23 protein-coding genes are annotated in these 24272 nt (G+C 70.4%); 11 read left to right on the plus strand and 12 right to left on the minus strand.

The features are described 5' to 3' along the window. Positions 1-146 precede the first annotated feature (146 nt). The 5 genes from ASG95_RS15185 to ASG95_RS15205 are packed head-to-tail and all read left to right on the plus strand — an operon-like array spanning position 147 to position 5946. Positions 147-1232 carry an efflux RND transporter periplasmic adaptor subunit gene (locus ASG95_RS15185; protein WP_157582132.1) on the plus strand — a complete coding sequence of 362 codons (1086 nt, stop codon included), beginning with the start codon at positions 147-149 and terminating at the stop codon, positions 1230-1232. Further along, positions 1229-1939 carry an ABC transporter ATP-binding protein gene (locus tag ASG95_RS15190; RefSeq protein WP_057377981.1) on the plus strand — a complete coding sequence of 237 codons (711 nt, stop codon included), beginning with the start codon at positions 1229-1231 and terminating at the stop codon, positions 1937-1939. The genes ASG95_RS15185 and ASG95_RS15190 overlap by 4 nt, the downstream gene beginning before the upstream one ends. Then, positions 1936-3162, plus strand: a complete 1227-nt coding sequence (locus ASG95_RS15195) for an ABC transporter permease (protein WP_057377982.1) — start codon at positions 1936-1938, stop codon at positions 3160-3162. Before ASG95_RS15190 ends, ASG95_RS15195 begins: the two co-directional genes overlap by 4 nt. Positions 3163-3197: 35 nt before the next feature. Next, the gene (locus tag ASG95_RS15200) at positions 3198-4124 is read left to right on the plus strand and encodes a DUF5666 domain-containing protein (RefSeq protein ID WP_235543913.1); all 927 of its coding nucleotides are present in this window, start codon (positions 3198-3200) and stop codon (positions 4122-4124) included. Next, the gene (locus ASG95_RS15205) at positions 4117-5946 is read left to right on the plus strand and encodes an HlyD family efflux transporter periplasmic adaptor subunit (protein WP_057377984.1); all 1830 of its coding nucleotides are present in this window, start codon (positions 4117-4119) and stop codon (positions 5944-5946) included. The genes ASG95_RS15200 and ASG95_RS15205 overlap by 8 nt, the downstream gene beginning before the upstream one ends. 118 nt (positions 5947-6064) lie before the next feature. Here ASG95_RS15205 and ASG95_RS15210 read toward each other — a convergent pair whose 3' ends face one another. Beyond that, positions 6065-6700, minus strand: coding sequence for an alpha/beta family hydrolase (locus ASG95_RS15210; protein ID WP_057377985.1), 636 nt, complete (start codon positions 6698-6700; stop codon positions 6065-6067). Next, complete coding sequence (locus tag ASG95_RS15215; RefSeq protein ID WP_057377986.1) at positions 6697-7593, minus strand: SOS response-associated peptidase; 897 nt, start codon at positions 7591-7593, stop codon at positions 6697-6699. Before ASG95_RS15215 ends, ASG95_RS15210 begins: the two co-directional genes overlap by 4 nt. A gap of 102 nt (positions 7594-7695) precedes the next feature. On the opposite strand from ASG95_RS15215, the gene ASG95_RS15220 reads away from it, so the two are divergent. The 3 genes from ASG95_RS15220 to rsgA are packed head-to-tail and all read left to right on the plus strand — an operon-like array spanning position 7696 to position 10599. Next, on the plus strand, positions 7696-8235 hold the full coding sequence (locus ASG95_RS15220) for a DoxX family protein (RefSeq protein WP_057377987.1): 540 nt from the start codon (positions 7696-7698) through the stop codon (positions 8233-8235). Continuing rightward, the gene (aroA, locus tag ASG95_RS15225) at positions 8222-9550 is read left to right on the plus strand and encodes a 3-phosphoshikimate 1-carboxyvinyltransferase (protein WP_057377988.1); all 1329 of its coding nucleotides are present in this window, start codon (positions 8222-8224) and stop codon (positions 9548-9550) included. Before ASG95_RS15220 ends, aroA begins: the two co-directional genes overlap by 14 nt. Then, entirely contained in the window at positions 9547-10599 is a 1053-nt protein-coding gene (gene rsgA / locus ASG95_RS15230) for a ribosome small subunit-dependent GTPase A (protein WP_057377989.1), read from the plus strand. The genes aroA and rsgA overlap by 4 nt, the downstream gene beginning before the upstream one ends. Here the strand turns inward: rsgA and ASG95_RS15235 are convergent. Both ASG95_RS15235 and ASG95_RS15240 read right to left on the minus strand, forming a co-directional pair. Further along, positions 10521-11117: a hypothetical protein gene (locus ASG95_RS15235; RefSeq protein ID WP_057377990.1), complete on the minus strand. Its 597-nt coding sequence runs from the start codon at positions 11115-11117 to the stop codon at positions 10521-10523. The two genes, rsgA and ASG95_RS15235, sit on opposite strands and share 79 nt — an antisense overlap. Then, positions 11117-11653, minus strand: a complete 537-nt coding sequence (locus ASG95_RS15240; protein WP_157582135.1) for a hypothetical protein — start codon at positions 11651-11653, stop codon at positions 11117-11119. The genes ASG95_RS15235 and ASG95_RS15240 overlap by 1 nt, the downstream gene beginning before the upstream one ends. Before the next feature lie 141 nt (positions 11654-11794). Between ASG95_RS15240 and ASG95_RS15245 the strand changes: the two genes are divergently transcribed. Beyond that, entirely contained in the window at positions 11795-12328 is a 534-nt protein-coding gene (locus ASG95_RS15245) for a SigE family RNA polymerase sigma factor (RefSeq protein ID WP_235543915.1), read from the plus strand. Next, positions 12325-12936: a hypothetical protein gene (locus ASG95_RS15250; protein WP_057377993.1), complete on the plus strand. Its 612-nt coding sequence runs from the start codon at positions 12325-12327 to the stop codon at positions 12934-12936. Before ASG95_RS15245 ends, ASG95_RS15250 begins: the two co-directional genes overlap by 4 nt. Before the next feature lie 68 nt (positions 12937-13004). Here the strand turns inward: ASG95_RS15250 and ASG95_RS15255 are convergent, their stop codons facing one another. The 5 genes from ASG95_RS15255 to ASG95_RS15275 form a co-directional block, all read right to left on the minus strand. Continuing rightward, a complete protein-coding gene (locus ASG95_RS15255) occupies positions 13005-14057 on the minus strand; it encodes an ABC transporter ATP-binding protein (protein ID WP_057377994.1) in 1053 nt (350 codons plus the stop codon). Continuing rightward, positions 14050-15078, minus strand: a complete 1029-nt coding sequence (locus ASG95_RS15260) for an ABC transporter ATP-binding protein (RefSeq protein ID WP_057377995.1) — start codon at positions 15076-15078, stop codon at positions 14050-14052. Before ASG95_RS15260 ends, ASG95_RS15255 begins: the two co-directional genes overlap by 8 nt. A 37-nt stretch (positions 15079-15115) precedes the next feature. Continuing rightward, positions 15116-16045: an ABC transporter permease gene (locus ASG95_RS15265; protein ID WP_057377996.1), complete on the minus strand. Its 930-nt coding sequence runs from the start codon at positions 16043-16045 to the stop codon at positions 15116-15118. Beyond that, positions 16038-16964: an ABC transporter permease gene (locus ASG95_RS15270; RefSeq protein ID WP_057377997.1), complete on the minus strand. Its 927-nt coding sequence runs from the start codon at positions 16962-16964 to the stop codon at positions 16038-16040. The genes ASG95_RS15265 and ASG95_RS15270 overlap by 8 nt, the downstream gene beginning before the upstream one ends. A 254-nt stretch (positions 16965-17218) precedes the next feature. Further along, positions 17219-18880: an ABC transporter substrate-binding protein gene (locus ASG95_RS15275; RefSeq protein ID WP_057377998.1), complete on the minus strand. Its 1662-nt coding sequence runs from the start codon at positions 18878-18880 to the stop codon at positions 17219-17221. A gap of 357 nt (positions 18881-19237) precedes the next feature. On the opposite strand from ASG95_RS15275, the gene hisN reads away from it, so the two are divergent. Continuing rightward, entirely contained in the window at positions 19238-20029 is a 792-nt protein-coding gene (gene hisN / locus ASG95_RS15280; RefSeq protein WP_056922367.1) for a histidinol-phosphatase, read from the plus strand. A gap of 27 nt (positions 20030-20056) precedes the next feature. Here hisN and ASG95_RS15285 read toward each other — a convergent pair whose 3' ends face one another. The 3 genes from ASG95_RS15285 to ASG95_RS15295 all read right to left on the minus strand — a co-directional run bounded on the left by ASG95_RS15285 (position 20057) and on the right by ASG95_RS15295 (position 24223). Continuing rightward, positions 20057-21448: a pitrilysin family protein gene (locus ASG95_RS15285; RefSeq protein WP_057377999.1), complete on the minus strand. Its 1392-nt coding sequence runs from the start codon at positions 21446-21448 to the stop codon at positions 20057-20059. Beyond that, positions 21445-22731, minus strand: coding sequence for a pitrilysin family protein (locus ASG95_RS15290; protein ID WP_057378000.1), 1287 nt, complete (start codon positions 22729-22731; stop codon positions 21445-21447). Before ASG95_RS15290 ends, ASG95_RS15285 begins: the two co-directional genes overlap by 4 nt. Positions 22732-22798: 67 nt before the next feature. After that, a complete protein-coding gene (locus ASG95_RS15295; RefSeq protein ID WP_057378001.1) occupies positions 22799-24223 on the minus strand; it encodes an NAD(P)/FAD-dependent oxidoreductase in 1425 nt (474 codons plus the stop codon). Positions 24224-24272: the final 49 nt, after the last annotated feature.

Here is a 24272-nt window from a genome sequence, read left to right on the forward strand (position 1 = left end):
AACTCGCACGTCCCATCCAGCCCCGCTCGTCACTCTTCTCTCGGCATCGTCGAGGAGTGGAGTGGACCGTGGGCAGGCGTCTGGCTGGCAGAGGCAAGTGGATCGCGCTGACAGGCGCACTGGTCGTCGCAGGTGGAGCCGTCGGGATGTGGACCCTCGTGCGTCCGGACGCGAGCGCCGCGACCACGACCACCGTGACCGCCACCGCCACCGTCGGGACGATCCGGCAGTCCGTCTCTGCAACCGGCACCCTCGCCCCGGCGCAGCGCTCGGACCTGTCCTTCCAGGTCTCAGGCACGGTCACCACGGTCTCGGTCTCGGTCGGCGACAAGGTCGCCAAGGGGGCGACCCTGGCGACCGTCGACGACACCGAGCTCCAGGCCGCTGTCGACTCGGCCCAGGCCGGCGTCGACGCCGCCGAGGACCAGGTCGACAGCGCCAGCGGCAGCAGCTCCGCGCAGGTCGCCTCCGCCGACGCCCAGCTGGCCGCGGCCAAGAGCACCCTCAGCCGGGCCAAGGAGTCCCTGGCGGAGGCCACGCTCACCTCCCCGATCGCCGGCACCGTGGCCGCGGTCGACATCGCCGCTGGCGACACGGTCGGTTCGACTGGTGGCACTGGGGGCACGGGCACCAGCACGGGCACCCCTACGGCCCAGGTCGTCGTGATCTCCACCAACGCCTGGGTCGTCGACGCCTCGGTCGGCGCCTCCGACCTGGCCAGCGTGAAGAAGGGTCTGCAGGTCGAGATCACCCCCGACGGCAGCAACCAGAAGGTCTTCGGCACCGTGCGGTCGGTAGGCGTGATGGCCTCCACGGGCAGCAGCGGGTCGGCCACCTTCCCGGTCACCATCGCCGTCACCGGCACGCCGACCGGGCTGTATGCCGGCGGCACCGTGACCGCCGCCATCGTCGTCAAGCAGGTCGACGACGTCCTCACCGTCCCGTCCGCGGCGATCAGCTCCGAGGGTGACGCCACCTACGTGACAGTCACCAAGGACGGCCAGCAGACCCGCACCAAGGTCGTCGTCGGGGCCGTCTACGGGGCCCGGACCGAGATCACATCCGGCCTCACGGAGGGAGCCCAGGTCGTCGTGCGCCAGCTCCAGCTCCCCCAGGGCGGCGCGGGCGCCACCGAACGGCAGCGTGGCACCCAGGGCGAGTTCCCCGGCGGCGGCCAGTTTCCCGGTGGCGGACAGGCGCCTGGCGGCCAGGCGCCCGGAGCGGGCCAGTGACCGCGCAGTGGGGAGAGCAGGTCCTTCGCCTGACCGACGTCAGCAAGACCTACCGCAGCGGCAGCCTCGAGGTCGCCGCCCTCCGCGGCGTCTCGTTCACGGTGGAGGCCGGTGACTACGTCGCGATCATGGGACCCTCAGGCTCCGGGAAGTCGACCCTGATGCACATCCTCGGCTGCCTCGACGTCCCCACCTCGGGGGTCTACCAGCTTGCCGGCCAGGACGTCGGCGGCCTCAGCGAAGCCGAGCTGGCCGAGATCCGCAACGCCCGCATCGGTTTCGTCTTCCAGCAGTTCAACCTCCTGCCGACATTGTCCGCGTGGCGCAACGTCGCCCTGCCGCTGTCCTACGCCAGCATCCCGGCAGCGGAACGCCGCGACCGGGCCATCGCCTGCCTCGAGCGGGTCGGCCTGGCCGACCGGGTGGACCACCGCCCGGGTGAGCTCTCCGGTGGTCAGCAACAGCGGGTGGCCATCGCGCGCGCCTTGGTGACGGACCCGTCGCTGATCCTCGCCGACGAGCCCACCGGCAACCTCGACTCGGCCTCGACCGACGACGTGCTCAGGCTGCTCGACGAGCTCAGCGACACCGGCCGCACCATCGCCCTGATCACCCACGAGGAAGACGTCGCCGCCCGCGCCCGACGGACGCTGCGCATCCGCGACGGCCTGCTCGAGCACCTCAGCGTGACGGGGACGGCCCGATGAGCTGGTCCGAGACGCTGCGCAGTGCCCTGGAAGCCATCTCGGCGCGCCGCCTGCGGTCGGTGCTGACGACGCTCGGCATCCTCATCGGCATCGCCGCGGTGATGCTCACGGTGGGGCTGGGCCAGGGCGCCCAGCAGACCGTCCGCGACCAGATCGGCAAGCTCGGGTCGAACCTGCTGATCGTCTCCCCCGGCAGCACCACCACCGGTGGCGTGCGAGCGGGGCGCGGCTCCGCGTCCACCCTCACGACCCGTGACGCGACGATGCTCTCCGACCGATCGGTGGCCCCCGACATCGCCGCACTGGCCCCGGTCAGCACCAGCTCGCAGTCGGTTGTGGCCGGCACGACCAACTGGACCACCGAAGTGGTGGGCACCACTGGCTCGTGGCCGGACGTCCGGTCCCGGAAGATGTCCAGCGGCCGTTTCTTCACCAGCGCCGAGGAGTCGGCGGCGGCGCAGGTCGCCGTGATCGGCACCAGCACCGCGTCCGAGCTGTTCGGTCGCCGCAGCCCGGTCGGCCAGAGCATCACGATCGACGGGTCGAGCTACTCCGTGATCGGCGCCCTGGCCTCCATCGGGTCGTCGACGAGCTCCGACGAGGACGACACGGTGGTCGTCCCGCTGACCACGTATGCCGCGCGCCTCAGCTCCTCGGGCAACGCCTCGTCGATCAGCACGCTCTACCTCAAGGCGACGTCACAGGAGACGCTCTCGGCGGCATACCAGGAGGCGCATGCCGCACTGCTGGTCTCGCATGGCGTCACGGCGGGCTCGCCGGACTTCACGATCAGCACCCAGGAGTCGCTGGTGGAGACGGCGACGTCCACGGACCGCACCCTGACCATCCTGCTGGCCGGCATCGCGGCGATCTCGCTCCTCGTGGGCGGGATCGGTGTCATGAACATCATGCTCGTATCCGTCACCGAACGGATCCGTGAGATCGGCCTGCGCAAAGCGCTGGGCGCCACCCCGCGGGCGGTGCGACGACAGTTCCTCACCGAGGCCAGCGTGCTCGGCCTCGCCGGCGGGGTGCTCGGCCTCACCGTCGGGTATGCCGGAGCGCGCCTGCTCCCCCCGCTGATCGACCAGCCCGTCTCGATCGCGCCCTACGTCGCCGTCGGCGCGCTGCTCATCTCCCTCGTCATCGGGATCGGCGCGGGCGTGTACCCCGCGACGCGCGCCGCCCGACTGGCTCCCATCGACGCCCTGCGCAGCGAATGACCATGCGCCCCAACGAGACCAGGAGCACCAACGCCATGTCCACCCTCACCCAGACACCGTGGACCGCAGCATCCGTCGCAGCCGTGGTGCTGCTCGTCAGCAGTTGCGGAGGCGGGAGCAGCTCCGCCTCCCCCACCTCCTCGGCTCCGAGCACCGCCAGCACCGGCGGCGCAGCCGGTGGCCAGGCTCCCGCGGGTCAGGGCCGGCTGCCGGGAGTCTCCGGGCTGGTCGCGGCGGCGGAGGGGACCACGTTGCAGGTCCAGGGTGCCGACACCCAGACCGCAGTGACCTGGACCTCGGCCACGAAGTTCACCCGTGAGGCCGCGACGACCGCGGCCGCGTTGGTGGTCGGGTCGTGCGTGGTGGTCCGCAGCGAGCCCACCACCGGAACGACCGGCACGGCGACCGCGGAGGCCACGGCGCCGGTCGCGGCGACCAGCGTCGCCGTCTCGACAGCCGTCAACGGCGGGTGCCCCGGCGGGTTCGGGCGAGGTGGCGCCGGCGGCTTCCCCGGCGGCTTCCCCGGTGGCGCGCCCGGTGGCGCGACAGGCGCGGCCCCGGACGCCACCGGCGCACCCCCGTCGGGCGCACCCATCGGAGGACAAGGCCGCGGCTTCGGCGGCGGAGCGTTCGGCCGGGTGACGGCGGTCTCCGGCAGGGGCTTCACCGTGGCGAGCACGGTGCCCGAGCGCGGGGCCGGGACGGCGACGGCGAGCCCCACGGCCACGACTCGTACGGTCACCGTCACCACCTCGTCGACGACGCGCTACACCACGACGATCCCGGCCACGGCGAAGGCCGCAGCCGTCGGCACCTGTGTCACGGCGCAGGGCAGCGCTGACGACACGGGCGCGATCAAGGCGACCTCGATCGCGATCCGCCCGGCGGAGAACGGCACGTGCAGCCAAGGCTTCGGTCGTGGCAGGGCAAGTTCCGGAAGCACTGGAGGCACCAATGGCTGACCACGCCCGCACACAGGCGACCGCCCTGCGGCTCGTCGCCGGGGTCGTGGCGGTCACCGTGGCGCTGGGCGTCGCGTTGGTAGCCCGGGCCTACGCGTCCGACGACCCGTCGAGCGGCTACCGCACCGCCACGGCGACCACCGGCACGGTGTCGCAGTCCCTGGCGTTCACCGGGACTGTGCAGCGGGTCGACCAGCAGACCGCGACGTTCAAGACCTCGGGCACGGTCTCGGCCGTGTCCGTCGCGGTCGGCCAGACCGTCACCAAGGGCCAGCAGCTCGCCCTCCTCGACACCGCCGACCTCGACGACGCCGTCCTGCAGGCCAAGGCTGCTCTGGCCCGGGCCAAGGCGACCCTGGAGTCCGACGAGTCGGGCACCTCCACCGCGACCACCTCGTCGAGCTCCCCCCAGGGCGGCGCCTTCTCCGCGCTCCCGACGGCGCTGACCATCGCGGCAGGCACGACCTCTACCGGCCCCGTGGGTACGAAGCCCACCTCCACGAAGCCCACCACGTCGGAGGCCGCGACGCGGGGCAAGAACGCCGCTGAGACGGTGCGCGCGGCCCAGGCCGCGGTCACCAGCGCACAGGCCAAGGTCGCCGCAGCCGAGCAGGCCGCAACCAAGGCCCTCTCGGCTGCCGATGTCGCGTGCGCCGACGTCCTGGCCGCACCCACGGCCCCCCCGACGACGACGGCCACCACCGAGCCGACCGGCACGAGCACGACCGGCACCGGCGGGACGGACCCGTCGACCGACTCCGGGGCGCTGGCTGCGTGCCTCCAGGCGATGCACGGCGCGCAGTCGGCCCTGCACGCCGTGACCGCCGCGCAGGATGCTTTGACCGCCGCGCAGGAGAAGGTCACCACGGCTCAGCAGGTCTGGGCGCAGGCGCTGGCCGATGCCGCCAAGGCGGCCTCGACCTCCACCCCGTCCACCAGCGCGACAGGATCGACCGGCAGCGGGGGTCGCGGTTCCACGACGGGCACGACCAAGTCGTCTTCGTCGAGCGGCACCCAGAAGTCATCCACCTCCGGGTCGCAGTCGGCCACCAGCGTCTCGGCGAGCCGGGTCGCCTCCGACAAGGCAGCCGTCACGCAGGCCAAGATCGCCCTCGACCAGGCCGAGACGGCCCGCACCAACGCGCGGCTGACGGCCCCCGCGGCCGGCACTGTGGCGGCCGTCGGCCTGACCACGGGTGCGGCTGCGGGGTCCAACGGCATCACCATCGTCGGCACCCGAGGGGCGGCCGTGACCGTGGAGGTGCCCGTGGCCTCGATCCCGAGGATCAAGGTGGGTCAGGACGCCACCGTCACCCCGCCGGGGTCGGTCGAGACCGTCGTGGGCACGGTCTCGCAGGTCAGCCTGATCCCGACCGAAACGCCGAACACCGCCGCCACGTCGTCGGGGGCCACCTACGCCGTCATCGTCCTGGTGTCCGATCCGAGCCCGACTCTGGCCAGCGGGGCCCGCGCCCCGGTGAGCATCACGGTGGGCACCGCGACCGACGTACTCACCGTGCCGAACTCAGCCATCACGACGACGAGCGCGACGGCCGGCTTCGTCACTCTGGTACGCGGTGGCGTGACGACGCGCACCTCGGTCACCCTCGGCACCGTCGGTCCGACCCGCACCGAGGTCAGCAGGGGCCTGGCCGCCGGTGACACCGTGCTGCTCGCCGATGCGAGCGAGGCGATCCCCACCTCCAGCTCGAGCACGACCGGCTTCGGCAACCGGACCACGTTCGGCGGCACCGTCGGCGGCTTGACAAGTGGTGCCTTCCCGGGCGGCGCTGTGCCGGGCGGGACCCGGTTCGGTGGCTGACCGCCCACCACCGACGTCGAGATCCCATCTCTCGGGCCCGCGTGGTCTCCGGAAGCCCGAGAGGTGGGATCTCGGGAGCCGGCTCAAGGGCGGAGCAGGCACGTCACCCGGACGAGGCTCAGGCGAGGGTGCGCACGAACGCCACCGCGGCCGCGACCAGGTCGTCCGGCTTCCGGGTGAAGCCGTGGCCGCCCTTGACCCCGGTCACCCACGAAGGGTCCGGCAGCTCGGCGCGCACCTCGGCGGGGGTGCCGAACGCGTCGCTCTCGCCCTGCACGACGTGCAGCGGTATGCCGTGTGGCACGGGTGCACGCAGCTCCCCCGCTCGCGAGAGCTCGGGCTTCCCGGGCGGGTGGAGCGGGAAGGCCAGGGCGAGCGCCGCGTCGGCGCCCACCTCGTGCGCGGTGCGGAACGCGACCCGCGCCCCGTTGCTCTTGCCGCCGACGACCAGCGGCCTCGGCAGGGCGCCGCGCCCCGTGGTCAGGTGGGCGACCACCGGCAGCCACGCGGGGTCCTGGGTCGCGGCGGGTGGCGGCAGCTTGCGCCCGGCGACGACCCAGGCCTGCTCGACCAGGGCAACCGCCCAGCCGGCCTCGACCAGCCCGGTGGCGACCGCGGTCACGTCACCGGCGCGGAGGCTTCCGCCGGCGCCGTGGGTGAGGACGACCGACCCGTGCGCCCTGGGCGGTCTCGCCAGGTGCACCCGCGCGGGTCCCAGCGGCGTCTCGACCTCGACCACTCGTGGGCTGCTCATGCGGGGTTGGGCCCTCCGGACGAGTCGGCGGCACCGGCGCCGGCAGCGCCGATGATCTCGCCGGTCATCGGGTCGACGACGCCGTCGAGCTCGTCGATGCCGGCCGGCTCGATGAGCTGGGGGCCGTTGCTGCGGTTGGACGAGACCGCCGCCCCGACGGGGTGCGCCTCGAAGCGTCCTGGCGACGCGAAGGCGAGCAGCCGGCCGACCTCGGCCGGGTCGGTGACGGCGGGGTCCAGCCAGGTGGCCCAGTCGTCGCGTTCGAGGACGAGCGGCTGCCGGTCGTGGATCCGGTCCAGGCCCGGCTCGGCCTCGGTGGTGATGATCGTGAAGGTCGTCAGCCAGGCCTCGGGGTCGTCCTGGTCGGCGATCTCGCGGTCCCGCCAGAACTCGTAGAGCCCGGCGAACGCCACCACGTCGCCGTCGGCCCGGTGCATGAAGAACGGCTGCTTGCGGGGGTTGCCCTTGGCGTCCGTGCTGACCGGCGACTTCTGCCACTCGTACCAGCCCTGGGCCGGCACCAGGCACCGGCGCGAGGCTGCCGCCTTGGCGAACGACCCCTTCTCCAGGACGGACTCCGCGCGGGCGTTGATCATCCGCATCCCGATCTTGACGTCCTTGGCCCAGCTGGGGACCAGCCCCCACGTCAGCAACCGGAGCTGGCGCACGGGCGCCGGCTCACCGGCATACCCCTCCGCGGTGTCGCGCGGCACGCGGGCCAGGACGACGGGCGCCTGCTTGCTCGGGGCGAGGTTGTAGTCGGGCGTGCCGGCCGGTGGCGACTGCGGGTTCTTGAGGATGCTGCGGGTCGGCTCCGCCGTGCGGTCCTGCTCCACCTCGAACTCCTCGATGAGCTCGTCGGGGTTTGCTGTCGCTGCGTATCGGCCGCACATGGTGGACAGGGTACGCAGCGACGCTGACCGGCCAATACGGTAGACAGGGAGGCGACGTGCGAACCGACCGACCGCACCCCCAAGGCACCTCCAGGAGTGAACATGACCCTCGTCCGCCGCGTGGCCCGGCCGCTGCTCGCAGCGATCTTCGTCGTCCAGGGCCTCGAGCAGCTCCGTCACCCCTCGGCCCTGAAGCCGAAGGTGGCCCCCTTCGCCGAGCGGCTCGCTCCCCTAGGCCTGCCCAACGACCCGGAGCTCCTCGTGCGGGCCAACGGCGCCACCATGGTCGCGGGCGGTGCGCTGCTCGCCACCGGTCGGGTGCCGCGCCTGGCCTCCCTGGCCCTCGCGGGCGCACTCGTGCCCACCACCTATGTCGGGCACGCGTTCTGGGCCGAGACGGACCCGGCCGTGAAGCGCACCCAGCGGATCGGCTTCCTCAAGAACCTCGGGCTGCTCGGCGGCCTCCTGCTCGCCAGCGTCGACACCGAGGGCAGGCCGGGCCTCGCCTATCGTGCCGGGCTCGCCAGCGACTCCGCCAAGCGCACCGCCAAGAAGGCCAGGCGCGAGGCGAAGCACGCAGCGCACGCCGCCCGTCGCGAGGCCAAGCTGTCGGCAGCCCAGGCGCACGATGCCCTCACCTGACCCATCGACCGCCGTGCCGGACGACTGGTCCACGCCCGCCGCGACCCGACCCGTCGACGCCGAGGTCGCCCTACCGGGCAGCAAGTCCCTGACCAACCGCTTCCTCGTCCTCGCCGCCCTCGCCAACAGCCCGTCGCGGCTGCGGCGGCCGCTGCGGTCACGCGACACGCTCCTCATGGCGCAGGCCCTGCGTGACCTCGGGGCCGGCGTGGACGACGCCACCGGGCCCGGCGCCCTCGCCCCCGACTGGGTGGTCACGCCGGCGGCGCTCAACCGGGGCGCGCACGTCGACTGCGGCCTGGCCGGCACCGTGATGCGGTTCCTGCCTCCGGTGGCCGCCCTGGCCGACGGCCTGGTCACGTTCGACGGCGACGTGCAGGCACGCGTGCGGCCGATGGGCCCGGTGCTCGAAGCGCTGCGCGTCCTCGGAGCGACGGTCGAGGACGAGGGGCGCGGCACCTTGCCGTTCACCGTCCACGGCACGGGCCGTATGCCGGGTGGCACGGTCACCCTCGACGCCTCCGCGTCGTCCCAGTTCGTCTCCGCCCTGTTGCTCGCGGCCCCGCGCTACGACAACGGCGTGACGATCCACCACGTCGGCAAACCGGTGCCGTCGGAGCCGCACATCGAGATGACGATCGAGACCCTGCGGGACGCCGGGGCCATCGTCGACGACGGCGAGGCCAACACCTGGCGGGTCGAGCCGTCGGAGATCAACGGCCTCGACGTGCAGGTCGAGCCCGACCTGTCCAACGCGGCACCGTTCCTCGCCGCGGCGCTCGTGACCGGCGGACGCGTCACCGTGCCCGGGTGGCCCCAGCACACCACGCAGGCCGGTGACGCGATCCGCGACATCCTCGACGCCATGGGGGCCGACGTGTCCCTGTCCCGCGAGGGGCTGACCGTGTCGGGCAATGGCGAAGTGGGCGGCATCGACGTCGACCTGCACGACGCCAGCGAGCTCACCCCCGTGGTGGCTGCACTTGCGGCGCTCGCCGACTCCCCCAGCGTGATCCGGGGAGTCGCCCACATCCGGGGACACGAGACCGACCGGCTGGCCGCCCTCTCCCGCGAGCTCGGCGCCACCGGAGCGACCGTCACCGAGACCGACGACGGCCTCCGCATCGTGCCGGGCGCCCTGACGGGTGGGCTGTTCCACACCTACGCCGACCACCGGATGGTCATGGCCGGAGCGGTCCTGGGCCTGCGCGCGCCCGGACTGGTCGTGGCGGACCCCGGCACGGTGGCCAAGACCCTGCCCGAGTTCGTCGACCTGTGGCACGGCCTCGTGGACCCCGGTGGTGACCGGGCGTGAGCCGACGCGCGTCGGACTACGACGAGAGCGACGTCCGCATCCGGCCGAGCCGCCGGGGCTCCCGGCCGAGGTCCAAGGACCGCCCCGCCCACGAGGACGCCGTGCCCGGGTTCGTCGTCGGCGTCGACCGTGGCCGCTACACCGTGCTGGTGGCGGCGGGGGCCGGTGGCAAGCGCCCGGACGGCAGGCCGTGGCCGGAGCGCACGGTCACCGCGATGAAGGCCCGCGAGCTGGGACGCAAGGGCATCGTCGTCGGCGACGACGTCGAGCTCGTCGGTGACACGACGGGCAACCCCGACGGCCTGGCCCGGGTCGTCCGCCTCACCCCGCGGCGCTCGGTGCTGCGTCGCACCGCTGATGACACCGACCCGGTCGAGCGCGTCATCGTCGCGAACGCCGACCAGCTCGTCATCGTCTCGGCGCTGGCCAACCCCGAGCCGCGACCACGCATGATCGACCGCTGCCTCGTGGCCGCCTACGACGCCGGACTCGACCCCCTGCTCGTGCTCACCAAGGCAGACCTGGCCGACGCCGACGCCTTCATGGCCAACTACGCACCGCTCAACGTCCGCAGCGTCGTGACCGCCACCGGAGAGACCGGCTTCGAGGGTCTCGAAGCCCTCCAGGAGCAGCTGGTCGACCGGATCAGCGTCTTCATCGGCCACTCCGGCGTCGGCAAGTCCACCCTCGTCAACGGACTGGTCCCCGACGCCCGCCGGGCGACCGGGGTGGTCAACGACTTCACCGGTCGCGGTCGACACACCTCCAGCTCCGCGGTCGCGCTGCGGCTCCCCGATGGCAGCGGCTGGGTGATCGACACCCCGGGGGTGCGCTCGTTCGGCCTGGCCCACGTGGACCTCGCCCGGATCATCCAGCACTTCCCCGACCTGGAGCCCGGCACGGCCGAGTGCCCGCGCGGATGCACCCACGACGAGGAGGAGTGCGCCCTCGACGCGTGGGTGGCATCCGGTCAGGCGGGGCCGGCCGGCACCTCACGCCTGGAGTCGCTGCGCCGCCTGTTGCGGGCGCGCTCGGGCGACGCCGAGTGATCGCGCTGCCCCAGCGGACCCAGCACCAGGTGGCCGGCGAAGGCCAATGCCGTTGACAGCACAGGCATTCCGATCAACAACCAGACCTGGACCCGCGTCGGCGCCGACAGCATGGTGTCCTCGTCGAGTCGCTCCGTCCACCACAGCGCCACCGCCGGGCCGGCCACGGCCAGGACCGTCCCCGCCCGCGCCAGCACACCGGGGCGGCGCAGCAGCGGGCCGGCGACGAGCAGTCCCGGCGCCAACGGCGCACCCTGTCCCGCGAAGAGAATCAGGCCCGGTAGGAACAGCAGCCGGAACCAGCGTCGGCGTCCCGTGGCATGTCGCGCGCGCCAGGAGAGCCCCAGCAACAGGCCCAACAGGCCGCTGAACCCGAGGATGATCGCCGTGCCGGCCCAGCTGAACTCCGGCGTCGTCGACACCAGGCGCATCCAGACCCGCGCGGCCGCGCCCCACGCCACCCCCAGGCCGAGGCCGATGAGGGCGGCGCGGAGCACCGCGCGCCGGGAGCCTGTCATCACCACTCCACGGGCAGGCACGCGAGCCTCGCCCCAGCGGTCCCGTCTGCTGCCGTCGGGTTCGCGTGGATCACCACGGATCGCGGGCCGGCCGCTGGCGCCCAGTCGACCCGGGCCATGCTCTGCCCGTTCCCGCCGTCGTTGATGGTCACGTCGAGCCAGATCTCGGTCTGGTCGTTCACCGTGAGTGGTGTCGTCGTCGAGTGGTTGTAGTGGCCGAGGGCTGCCGCGCCGTTGCCCTCGACGCAGGGTCCGTTGTGCAGGTGGGCGCCGAACGTCCGGCCCGCAACTGCGGGGTCTGCTCCGTGCACGACGAAGACGGCCTGCGTCGAGTCTGAGCCGACCAGGGTCAGCTTGGCGGTCGCCCCGTCGAACGGTCCGGAAGCGGTCGGGGCGAAGTCCCTCAAGCCACTGTCGAAGTTGAGCGCCACCCCCGCGACCGCAGGGGCGACTGCGGCGCCCACGCCGAGGACCGCCGCGCACGCAGCGGCGGTGGCCGTCCTCCGCCAAAGAGGTGATGACTGGATGTGTTCCATGGTGCTCTCCTTGCCCTGTGATGCCGTGGTGCTGACAACTCACTGACGCGACACCACGACGTGGTGGGTGACAGGAGAATTCACCGAAATTCGTTGTCACCCAACGGCTCTGCTCGTTCGTCTGTCGAGGTGATGGAGTCTGTGGGCGTTTTGGACGGTGGCACACGGGAGGCGTCGGCAGTCCCTGCTGCCGACGCCCTCGTCGCCGCGCTCTTCGCCGCCGAGGCATCGCGACTCGTCTCGCTCGCGAGGTTCTTCGTGGAGGACCGCACGGCAGCGGAGGACCTCGTGCAGGAGGCGTTCATCCGGCTGTCGCGCAGCGCACACCGGATCCGCGACCCCGAGAGGGCCGCTGCCTACTTGCGGTCGATCGTCATCAACCTGGCTCGCGACCACAACCGCCGCGGTCTCGTCTCGCTCCGGCACCGGCCACCGGCCGTCCTCGACGAGCCCTCCGCGGAGGAGACCGCCGCCGCCCGCGAGTCACGGTCGGAGGTCGTCGAGGCGTTGCGCCGGCTGCCGCACCGGCAACGCGACTGCCTCGTCCTGCGCTACTACCTCGACCTCCAGGTCGAGGCCATCGCCACGACCCTTGGCATCTCCACCAACTCGGTCAAGACCCACCTGCAACGGGGCATGCGCGCCCTCGCGACCACCCTGGAGGAGAAGCAATGAGCACCCTCGAGGAACGCCTGCACGAGGCCCTCGTGAGCGAAGGGACCCGCGCCGAGCCGTCGCCGGACCTGTTCGCCCGCGTGGTCGCATCGATCGACGACGACCGCGCCCGACGGCGCCGCCTGGCCCGGGTCGGGGCCCTCTGGCTGGTCGGGACTGCTGCCGTGACGGCAGCCGTCCTGACCTTCACACCGAGAGATGGGAAAGGACTGCACATGCCCTGGTGGATCCTGGAGGTGGGTACCAACCTCGCCCTGCTGGCCATCGCGTTGTGGCTGGGCCCGTTCATCAAGCGCTTCGGGCGGGCGTATGCCGCCGACGTGTTCCACGACAACCCGCTCACCGGCAAGAGCTACATCGTGCTGACCGACATCGTGTACTACCTGATCTTCGCCGCCTACATCCTCTTCAGCGTGCACGTGGCGCCGCAGAAGGAGTGGCAGAACTCGATCTCGGGCAAGGTCACCGCGGAGCAGGTGACGTTCGAGCTCGGGCGACTCGGCGGCATACTCCTGATCATCGGGATCCTGCACGGACTCAACATCGTGCTGATGCCGCTGCTCGGGCGGATCTTCTCGCTGAACCGCCGGCTGCCCGGGCGGCCGTAGACCAGGGGGACGACGCGGTGCCGCCCTCCTGTGCAGGAGGGCGGCACCGTGGTCGTGCGGTGAGGCGGTCAGGCGCCTGCGGTCTGCGCCTTCGGGTCGACCTCGGTGAGGTCGATCGTCTCGATGATCTCGCGCGGAGCCGCGAAGTGGCAGGCCGACAGGTGCTCCGCGACGCCGTCAGGACGCGGCTCGAGCAGCGGGGTGTCGGTCTTGCACTTGTCCTGCGCCTTCCAGCACCGGGTGTGGAAGCGGCAGCCGGACGGCGGGTTCGCCGGCGAGGGCACGTCGCCCTTGAGGACGATCTGCTCGCGCTTGTCCCGCAGGGTCGGGTCGGGCACCGGGACGGCGGACAGCAGGGCCTGCGTGTAGGGGTGGGTGGGACGACCGTAGATCTCGTCCTCCTCCCCCAGCTCTGCCATCTTGCCGAGGTACATGACCCCCACGCGGTCCGAGATGTGCCGGACGACGGACAGGTCGTGGGCGATGAAGATGTAGGACAGGCCGAGCTCGTCCTGCAGCTTCTCCATCAGGTTGACGACCTGCGCCTGCACCGACACGTCGAGCGCGGAGACCGGCTCGTCGCAGATCAGCACCTTGGGGTTGAGCGCGATGCCGCGGGCGATGCCGATGCGCTGCCGCTGGCCACCGGAGAACTGGTGGGGGTAGCGGTTGATGTGCTCCGGGTTCAGGCCCACGAGGTCGAGCAGGTCCTGCACGGCCTTGCGGCGGCCCTTCTTCGGCACCACGTCGGGGTGGATGTCGAAGGGCTCCCCCACGATGTCGCCGACCGTCTTGCGCGGGTTCAGCGAGGTGTAGGGGTCCTGGAACACGATCTGGATGTCGCGACGGAGGCGGCGCATCGCGCGGCCCTTCTGGGCGTACATGTCGACGCCGTCGAAGACCACGCTGCCCGAGGTGGGCTCCTCCAGCCGCATCAGCAGGCGGCCGAGGGTGGACTTGCCACACCCGGACTCACCGACGATGCCCAGCGTCTCGCCCTTGAGGAGCTCGAAGCTGACACCGTCGACGGCCTTGACGTTGCCCACCGTCCGGCGCAGCACGCCGCCCTTGATGGGGTAGTACTTGACCAGGTCGGTCGCGGTAAGAATGGCCTCAGCCATTGAGGACCTCCTCGGCGAAGTGGCAGGCGCTCTCTCGGCCGGGAACGACCTCGAGCAGGGCAGGACGGTCCTCACGGCAGATGTCCTGGGCGTACTTGCACCGCGGGTTGAACGCACAACCCGCGGGGATCCGCATCAGGTTCGGCGGCAGGCCACCGATGGCGGCAAGCTGCTGACCCTTCTGGTCCAGGCGCGGGATCGACTCGAGCAGACCCTTGGTGTAGGGGTGCCCGGGCTGCCGGTACAGGTCGAAGACGTCCGCCCGCTCGACGATCCGGCCGGCGTACATGACCGCGATCTTGTCGGCGACGTCGGCGACGACCCCGAGGTCGTGCGTGATCAGGATGAGGCCCATCTGGCGCTCCTCCTGCAGCTCCTGCAGCAGCGCCATGATCTGCGCCTGCACGGTCACGTCCAGCGCGGTGGTCGGCTCGTCGGCGATGAGCACCGCCGGGTCGAGCGCGATCGCCATCGCGATCATGATGCGCTGGCGCATGCCGCCGGAGAACTGGTGCGGGTAGGCCTTGACCCGCTCCTTCGCCGCGGGGATCTGCACGCGCTGCATGAGCTTGACCGCACGCTCGAGGGCGTCGGACTTGTTCATGCCACGATGCACGCGGAACATCTCGGCGATCTGCCAGCCGACCGGGAACACCGGGTTGAGCGAGGACAGCGCATCCTGGAAGACCATCGAGATCTCCGGGCCACGCGTCCTGCGCCGCTGCTCGTCGGGCATCGTCAGCAGGTCCTGGCCGCAGTAGCGGATCTGGCCCTGCGGGATGACCGCCGGTGGCATGTCGAGGATGCCCATGATCGCCTGCGCGGTCACGGACTTGCCCGACCCGGACTCCCCGAGGATGGCCAGGGTCTGGCCCTCGTAGAGGTCGAAGTTGACGCCGTTGATCGCCCTGGCGATCCCGTCGGCCGTGTGGAACTCGACGTGGAGGTTCTCCACCTCGAGGAGGAGACCGTCCTTCGGCGCGTAGGTCTGGCCGGATGACTTCGCCGACTGGCGGGCCATGGTTTCAGAGGTTGTCATGTGTCGTCTTTCTCCCGCCTCAGCGCGACTTCGGGTCGAAGGCGTCGCGGACTGCGTCACCGAGCATGATGAAGGCCAGCACCGCCAGGCTCAGGAAGAGGCTGGGGAACAGCAGCATGTGCGGAGTGGTCCTCAGCCCGACGAGGGCGTCAGAAATCGCCACGCCCCAGGAGATCGCGGGAGGCGTCAGCCCGATACCGAGGAAGCTCAGGGTTGCCTCGACAGCAATGAAGACACCGAGGTTGATCGTGGACACGACGATGACCGGCGCCATGGCGTTGGGGAGGACATGGGCGCGGATGATCCTCCACGGCGTCGCCCCGAGGGCCCTGGCTGCCTGTACGTAGTCGTTCGGCTTGACCTGCATCACGCTGGACCGCATCAGCCGGGCGATACCCGGCCAACCGAAGATCGCCAACACGATGACGACCTTGCCGACCACGACGAGGTACGGGGTGTCCTGGTTGTTCGGCTTCACGGACATGAAGAGGATGCCGCCGAGCAGCAGCGGGATCGCGAAGAAGATGTCCGTGATGCGCGACACGATGGCGTCCAGCCACCCGCCGTAGTACCCCGCCAGAGTGCCCAGCGCCACGCCGATCAGGGTGGTCAACAACGTTGCGAACAAGCCAACCAGGATCGAGGCACGGGCACCGTAGATGGTGCGCGAGTAGATGTCGTAGCCCTGGATGTCGCGGCCGAACCAGGCGCTTCCGCTGGGCTTCTGCCGGGCCTCCTTCAGGAGGGCGGCGTCGGGGTCGACATGGGTGAACAGCTGCGGCACGGCTGCCATCAGGACGAACAGCAGGATGAGCCCGATCGACACCCAGAAGACGGGATTGCCCTTCAGGATCTTCCAGGCGTCCGAGGTCAGCGAGCGAGCCTCGTCCTGGCCTCCGGCCGGGGCAGCTGTCTCGGCACCAATGGCAATGGTCGATGACTCAGTCATGGCTGATCCTCGGGTCGAGCACGCCGTACAACAGGTCGACGAAAAGGTTGACGAGCAGGAAGACCAGCACGAGGACGGTGACCGTGCCGACGACGGATACGCCGTCGTGGTTGTGGATGCCCTGGTAGAGGAAGCCTCCCACGCCCGGGATGTTGAAGATTCGCTCGGTGACGATGGCACCACCGAGCAGCCCTCCGAAGTCGGCACCGATGAAGGTGACGACGGGCACCAGCGAGTTGCGCATGGCGTGCACGCCGATGGCGCGTCCCCGCGTCAGGCCCTTGGACACGGCGGTGCGCACGTAGTCGGCCCGGAGGTTCTCCACCAGGTTGGTGCGGGTCAGGCGCGCGACGTAGGCGATCGAGGCACTGCCCAGCACGAATGCCGGCATGATCAGCGACCTCGTCGGGTGGTCGGCCTGGTACGTCACGGGGGCGAGGCCCAACTTCACGCCAACGTAGAACTGGAGCAGGAAGCCGATGACGAAGACGGGCACCGAAATCACGAACAAGGTGCTGACGAGGACGAGGTTGTCGATGAATTTGCCCTTGCGAACGCCGGACAGGATGCCGGCGATGATGCCGATCACCGTCTCGAAGACGATCGCCATGAGGGCGAGCTTGCCGGTGATCGGGTAGCGCTGTCCGAGCTCGTCCGACACCTTGATCTGGCGGAAGTTGGTGCCCAGGTCGCCGGTGACCACGTTGCCCATGTACTTGGCGTACTGGACCGGGAAGGGATCGTCGAGGTTGTGCTCGAGACGGAACTGCTTCACGAACCCGGGCGCACAGGGTCGGTCACCACACATGCCGGCAGTCGGGTCGCCAGGCATGGAGAAGACCATCCAGAAAATGATGAATGTCGATCCGATGATCACCGGGACCATCTGGAGCATTCGGCGAAGGATGTACTTGTACACGTCACCTCCTTGTTGGACGCCGCGGGGAGGGGGTGAGTCCCGCCGGCGTGACTGAGACCAGTCGTGTGGGGCGAGACGTGCACGCCCGTGTGCTGCTGCTCACAACATAGTCGTTTGGATGGTGCGGGCGTCAGGAGGCGGGGGTAACCCCTCGACTGACCCCGGACAGGTCGTCGGCCTGCCGGCACTGGGCCGGCAGGCCGACGACACTGCCTCGGTGCCCCCACCGAGAAGGTGGGGGCACCGGGGTTGGCTTACTTGAGCGCCAGGGTGGAGAAGTCGATCGTGCCGAACGCCGTGACCTTCACGCCGGTGACCTTGTTCGACCACCCGAACTGCGCGGTGGAGTACCACATGGGGATGGAAGCCATGTCGCTGGCGAGAACGCCTTCAGCCTCCTGGTACTTGGCGTTGGCGGCAGCGCCGTCCTTGGCAGCCGCAGCCTCCTTCAGCAGCTGGTCGAACTGGGCGCTGCTGTAGTCGCTGTCGTTCGAGCCGGCGCCCGTGCCGTACAGCGGGGCGAGGAAGTTCTCGATGGACGGGTAGTCCATCTGCCATCCGGCGCGGAACATGCCCTTCATCTTGCGGTCCGTGATCTGGCTACGGAACGTGGCGAAGTCGACGACCGGGGTGGCGACACAGTCGACACCGAGCGAGGTCTTGATCGAGTTGCAGGTCGCCTCGACCCACGCCTTGTGCGACGCGTCGGCGTTGTAGGAGATCGTCATCTTGCCGCCCTTGAAGCCACCGGCCTCGTCGAGCTTGGCCTTGGCCTTGGCGGGGTCGAAGACACAGGACTCGCCACAGGCGTTGGCCTTGTAGCCGTCGACGACCGGGGAGACCCAACCGGTGGCAGGCTCACGCGTGCCGTTGAAGATCTGCTTGACGATGGTCGGCCGGTCGATGGCCATGGAGATCGCCTGACGGAGCTTGACGTCCGAGTAGTTCGGGTCGGTCTTGGCCGGCGGGAAGTTGATCGCCTGGATGACACCGACAGCCTTGGACAGGTTGCGGTCCGGCAGGTCGGTCTTGTACTTGTCGTCGATCAGGGCCGAGGACGGGATCGTGTCGATCACGTCGAGCTGGTTGGCGATGACGTCGTTGTAGGCAGCATCGTCGTCCTGGTAGATCTTGAACGTGATGCTGTCCAGCTTGCCGCCGAACTTGCCCGAGTAGTCAGCGAACTTGCTGATCTTGATCTCGGTGTTCTTGGTCCAGCTGTCGAACTTGAACGGACCCGCACCGATCGGCTTCTCGCCGAAGGCCTTCGGGTCGTTGAAGAACGAGTCCGGGACCGGCGCGAAGGCGGTGTAGCCAAGGCGGACCGGAAGGTTCGAGACCTTCTCCTTCGTCTTGATGGTGAAGGTGTAGTCGTCCTTCACCGCGAGACCGGACAGCTTGTTGGTCTTGGCCTTGCCAGCACCTGCACACGGGTCGTCACCGGAGCCGGTGCACTGCGTCTCGGCGTAACCCTCGATCGGGTCGAAGAAGTAGCTACCCAGCGCGGCGTTCTCGCCAGCAGCCACCCAGTTCCAGGCGTCGACGAAGTTCTTCGCCTTGACCTCGGTGCCGTCCTGGAACTTGTAGCCCTTCTTCAGGGTCACGGTGAAGTTCTGGTTGTCCGCCGTCTCGATCTTGTCGGCGATGTCGTTCTCAGGGGCCGCGGTCTCGGGGTTGTAGTGCACGAGCTTGGCCGAGATGGCGTCGAGCACGTTGCCGCCGCAGGTCTCGTTCGTGTTGCCCGGGACAAGGGGGTTCTGGGGGTTGCACCCGCGGACCGTGACAGCCCCGCCGGTCTTGCCAGCGGCGCTGGAGCTGGTGTCATCGCTGCTGTCGCCGCCGCCGCAGGCTGCAGCAAGCAGCGCGACGGAAGTGATACCAGCAAGCATGGCCACCGTGCGAGTAGTTCCTCGCATTGACGTCCTCCTACTTAGGGTCTGCCGCCCAGATTGATGGGCGGTCGGTCCGGGCTGTGCACCGAGTGGAGCGCAGCCCTGTAACGCACAGGGCGTTCGTGTTGTGGCACCCATGAAAGGGCAAGCAGGGAGTAAAGGCGACGCTCTGGGCCAACCCGAGACAAAAACGTGATCGTCCTGCCGCCGACTTGAGAGCAGATCTTCGGCGCGGATGCCTTTTGTCCCTATTTGGTGCTATTTGATTTGGAATGCCCCTCGGCCCCCGACCGGGTCGCCCAAGCCCCTCCGACGCCCGTGGACGGCGCCGTCGAAGCCGGGGTCCACCGCCGTGGTGCGCCGACGGGCTAGCGTGGCCGGGTGCCCTACGACGACGACCTGCGCCTTGCCCATGTCCTGGCCGACGCGGTCGAGCGGATCACCATGTCCCGCTTCCGGGCGCACGACCTCGTGGTGGAGTCCAAGCCCGACCTGTCCCTGGTCAGCGACGCGGACAAGGACGCCGAGGAGCTCGTCCGGTCGCAGCTCAAGCGGACCCGACCGCGCGACGCCGTCGAGGGCGAGGAGTTCGAGACCACGGGTCACGGCCCGAGGCGCTGGGTCATCGATCCCATCGACGGCACCCACAACTTCGTGCGCGGGGTCCCGGCCTGGGCGACGCTGATCTCACTGGTCGACAACGACATGCCCGTGCTCGGCTTGGTGGCCGCCCCGGCCCTCGGGCGACGGTGGTGGGCCGCCAACGGCTCGGGCGCCTGGTCCGGGCGCAGCCTCGCGGCAGCGAAGCGGATCCACGTGTCGGCCGTCTCCGACATCGCGGACGCGTCCATCTCCTACTCCAGCATCAAGGGCTGGCGTGACGTCGACCGGCACGACGAGTTCCTCCAGCTCACCGACGACTGCTGGCGCAGCCGCGCCTTCGGTGACTTCTGGTCCTACATGCTCGTCGCCGAGGGCGCGGTCGACATCGCCGCCGAGCCCTCCCTCGCCGTCTACGACATGGCCGCCCTGGTCCCCATCGTCACCGAGGCCGGCGGTCGGTTCACGTCGCTGGCCGGCAAGGACGGGCCGTGGGGTGGCAACGCGCTCGCCACCAACGGCCTGCTGCACGACCAGGTCCTCGAGCGGTTGGGCACCGGCGCCCGCGCCTGACGCACCCACCCGGGAGGCCGCCGTCGCTCAGGCGGGGACGACGCTCACGTCGCCGACACCCAGGGCACGCACGCCATCGGCATACGAGCTCGCGTCGCCGACCACCACGATGGTCCACTCCCCCTGCACCCATTCGCGGTAGGCCGCGGTGAGCTGCTCGCTGTCGAGCCTGCGCATGGCCTCGAGGGTCCGGGTGGTGAAGTCGGTGGTGAGGCCGTCGAGGGCCATCAGGACGGCCTCGTCGGCGACCGCGTCGGCCGTGGCGAAGCGGCCCGGCGCCGTCTTGCTGATGAAGTCGACACCCGCGCGCACCTCCTCGGGGCTGAACCCCTCGCGACCCGACGCCAGCAGGTCGAGCAGGAGGCGCACCGACTCCACGGTCGCGTCGGCCCGCACCGAGCCGGACGTCAGGAAGAGACCTCCGACGCGACGGGGGCGGAAGACCGAGCGGATCCCGTAGGTGTAGCCCTTCTCCTCGCGCAACACCGCGTCGATGCGCGCGTTCGGGGAGCCACCCACCATGAAACCCAGGACCGGGTATGCCGCCCAGCCCGTCGTCGTGTGCCGGTCCGGTCCCGCCCAGCCCACCAGGAGCTCGCTCTGGACCGACCCGGGTCGGTCGACGAGGACGACGCGTGCCGCGTCGCCGGCACGCCGGGGCGCGGTCGCGGCCGGGGCCGGCACGTGGCTGGCGTTGCGCCACGTGCCGAGGGTGTCCTCGGCCAGGGTCACGACGTCGAGTCCGGTGAGGTCGCCGGCCACGACGGCAGTCATGCCGGTCGGGCCGACCCGCTCGGTGTGGAAGTCGACGATGTGCTGTCGGGTCAGGGCGGAGATGCTCGCGGTGGTGCCGGCCGTGGGTCGGGAGGCCCGGTCGGCCCCGTCGAAGAAGGTGTTGATGAACTCCTGCGCGGCCCGCTGCGGGGCGAGGGCACGCTCCTGCTCGATCTGGGCGAGCCGGGTCTTGCGGTGGCGGTCCACCTCCGGCTCGGGGAAGACCGGCTCGGCCAGTGCCTGGCGGAGCAGGTCGAGGGCCTCGGCGAGCCGGCGTTTCGGGACGTCGAGGTCGACCCCGAGACCGCCGTCGGTCACCGAGGCGCCGAGGGCAATCCCCTTGCGCTCCAACAGTTCTGCGAACTCCTCAGGCGAGTGCTCCGCAGTGCCCTCGTCGAGGAGCCTGGCCATGATGCTCGCGACTCCCTCGACCTCGCGGGGCTCGACGGACAACGGGAACGGCAGCACGGTGCGCACCGAGATGACGTACTGCCCCGGGATGTCGTAGGCCAGCAGCTCGATGCCGTTGGACAGGGTGTGCCGCGCAGGCGTCGCGAACCGCCACGCGCCGGGGGCCTGGACGGGGGGCTCGGGTGGGGTGCCGTCGTCGAGCGTGCGGTCGACCACCTCGGTCACGTCGCTCATGCCACCGCCTCCTCGTCACGGACGGACAGGTGCCGGACGACGGCCCTGCTCTCGGGTTGCAGCCAGCGCGACGCGGCGGCACGGACGTCGTCCGGCCCGACCTCGCCGATCCGGTCCAGGAAGGTGTTGACGAACTGGCCGTCATCGTGGAGCAGCACGTGCTGGCTGATCAGGTCGGCCCGCTCCTCCTGCCCTGCGAGCGCCGACAGCCACGAGCGCTCGGACTGGGCCATCGCGGACTCCATCTCCACCTCGGTGGGTCCCTCGGCCACGAACCGCTCCAGCTCCTCCACCACGGCCGCCTCGACGGCCTCCGGGTCCTGGCCGTCGGCGACGTCGACGACGAGGAACCCCAGCGAGACGCCGTCGACAAAACCCATCGCGTGCGCCTGCACGGAGTTGGCCACCTGCTCACGGCGGACCAGCCGCTGCACCAGCCGGGAGGTCGAGAGCCCACCCAGCGCGTCGATGGCCAGACCTGCCGCGAAGAACTCAGGGGTGTTGTCGACCGGGAGCCGGAAGGCGATGTGCAGGCGGTCGTTGGGGACGTGGCCCGGTCGGTCCACCCGCACCGGCTCGGCGAGCGGCTCCAGGGGCGGCACTGCGGGCCGGGCCGGCTCCGCCGATGGCAGCAGGTGGCCGAAGTAGCGCTCCGCCGCGGCGAACCCCTCCTCCGGGGTGACGTCGCCGACGAGCGTGAGCACGCTGTTGTTGGGTCCGTAGTAGCGGCGGAAGAAGTCATGCACGTCGGCGAGGCTGGCCGCGTCCAGGTCCTCCATCGACCCGATCGTGGGGTGGTGGTACGGGTGCCCGGCGGGGAACACCGCGGCGTACACCTCGATCAGGGCAGTGCCGTAGGGGACGTTGTCGTAGCGCTGGCGCTTCTCCTCCTTGACCACGTCCCGCTGGTTGTCGAGGTTCTCCTGCGTGACCGCGTCGAGCAGGTGCCCGTGCCGGTCGGCCTCCATCCAGAGGGCGAGCTCGTAGGCACCCTTGGGGATGGTCTCGAAGTAGTTGGTGCGGTCGAACCAGGTCGTCGCGTTGAGGCGCCCGCCCTCGGCCATCAACCGGGTGAAGTGCTCGCCGCTGGCGATGTGCCGTGACCCCTGGAACATCAGGTGCTCGAACAGGTGGGCGAAGCCGGTGCGCCCCGGGACCTCGTGGCGCGACCCGACGTTCACCCAGATGTTGACGGTGACGGTGGGCACGGAGGCATCGGGCGAGACGACGACCCGCAGGCCGTTGGCCAGCGTCGTCTCGTGGATCGGGTAGTCCAGCGGCATGGCGCCACCCTAGGCGAGTCACCCGCCGCGCACGTGGCATCTCACGCAGCGGGCACGTCGAGACGGCTCAGAGGATGCGACTGCCTTCTTCGCGTGCCTGTGCCACGGACTGGGTCGGAGACTTCTTGTCGGCGGCGACTCGCGGCAGCGACGGTGCGTAGCCCGAGCCGAGCTGCTCGATCGCCGTGCGGGCGAACACCTGCTGCTCCGTCACGGTGCGCTCCGAGCGACCGCGACCGAGGAAGCTGACGGCCCAGTGCAGGAGCGTGGTCAGGCGGTGCTTGAAGCCGATGATGTAGACGAGGTGGACGGCCAGCCACAGCACCCAGGCGACGAAGCCCGTGAACCGCAGGTTGCCGATCGAGGCGACCGCGCTGAACCGCGAGATCGTGGCCATCGAGCCCTTGTCGTGGTACTCGAACGGACCCTTGGGCTCCTTGCCGGCGAGTCGGCGCTTGAGCTGGTCGGCGGCATACCGCGAACCCTGGATGGCGACCTGGGCGACGCCCGGGTAACCCTTGAGCGAGGCCATGTCACCGACGACGAAGACCTCGGGGTGCCCGGGGAGCGTCAGGTCGTCGTTGACGGCGATGCGTCCGGCCCGGTCGAGCTGCGCACCGGACTGCTCGGCGAGCTGGGCACCGAGCTCCGACGCCTGCACGCCGGCTGCCCAGACCTTGCAGACGGACTCGATCCGGCGTTGCGTGCCGTCGGCGTCCTCGACGTCGATGCCGGTGGCGTCGACGCCGATGACCTTGGCCCCCAGCTGCACCTCCACCCCGATCTCGGCGAGCCGCTTCGCGGCCTTGGCGCCGAGCTGGTCACCGAAGGCGGCCAGCACCGTGGGTGCGGCGTCCAGCAGCACGATGCGGGCGCGGCTGGTGTCGATGTTCCGGAAGTCCTTGCGCAGCGTGCGACGCGACAGCTCGGCGATCTGGCCGGCCATCTCCACACCGGTCGGACCGGCGCCGACGACCACGAACGTCATCAGCCGCTCGATCTCCTTGGGCGTGCTCGCGAGCTCGGCCCACTCGAACGACCCGAAGATCCGGCCGCGCAGCTCGAGGGCGTCGTCGATGGACTTCATGCCAGGGGCGAACTGCGCGAATTGGTCGTTGCCGAAGTAGGACTGACCCGCGCCGGCTGCCACCAGCAGGGTGTCGTAGGGGGTGACCGTGTCGCGGTCGAGGACGCGGGACGTCACCGTCTTCGCGGTCAGGTCGATCTTCGTGACGTTGCCGAGCAGCACTCGCGCATTGCGTTGGCGCGCAAGGACTTCCCGCGTCGCGGGCGCGATCTCGCCCTCGGAGAGGATGCCGGTCGCCACCTGGTAGAGGAGCGGCTGGAAGAGGTGGTGCGTGGTCTTGGCGATCAGCGTGATGTCGACGTCGGCACGCTTGAGGGCCTGCGTCCCGAACAGGCCGCCGAAGCCGGAACCGATGACGACGACCCGGTGACGCGACGTTGTTGTAGGCACCTGCTGCGAGGTCATTCCACCACTCTCCTGTGAAAGGCGAAGGACGGCTACCCCTGCCTGGGGC

It is taken from the genome of Phycicoccus sp. Soil803, assembly GCF_001429685.1.
In the GTDB taxonomy this organism is placed as follows: Bacteria; Actinomycetota; Actinomycetes; order Actinomycetales; family Dermatophilaceae; genus Pedococcus.